Source organism: uncultured Faecalibacterium sp. (assembly GCF_900066275.1).
Lineage (GTDB): Bacteria > Bacillota > Clostridia > Oscillospirales > Ruminococcaceae > Faecalibacterium > Faecalibacterium taiwanense.
The window spans coordinates 1-376 of record NZ_FMFG01000109.1; the positions used below are offsets into that span (position 1 = coordinate 1).

Annotated in this window: 1 protein-coding gene; it reads left to right on the forward strand. The window is 51.1% G+C overall.

Features of this window, described 5'->3' with window-relative positions:
* On the forward strand, window positions 1–376 hold a 376-nt coding region (locus QZL71_RS13235), incomplete at both ends, for a recombinase zinc beta ribbon domain-containing protein (protein WP_294649224.1).

The window sequence follows — 376 nt, forward strand, 5'->3', positions numbered from 1 at the left end:
TGACCACCAACCGCAACCAGAAGTTCACCTACAACAGTGTTCAGACGCTGCTGACGAACAAACGGTACATTGGTGAAAACCACTTCAAGGATATCGTAATGCCGGACAGCATCCCGGCCATCGTGGACAAGGACTTGTTTGAGGAAGTGCAGCTGAAAATCAAAAAGAACAGCCGCGCTCCTGCCCGTCACAAGGCCGAGGACGATTACCTGCTTACCACTAAGCTGTTCTGCGGAATGTGCGGCGCGATGATGTTCGGCGAGTGCGGTACGGGTCGGAACAAAGTCGTTCATCATTATTATAAGTGCTCTACCGCGAAGCGTTTCAAGACCTGCAAGAAAAAGACCGTCCGTAAAGAGTGGCTGGAAGATTTGGT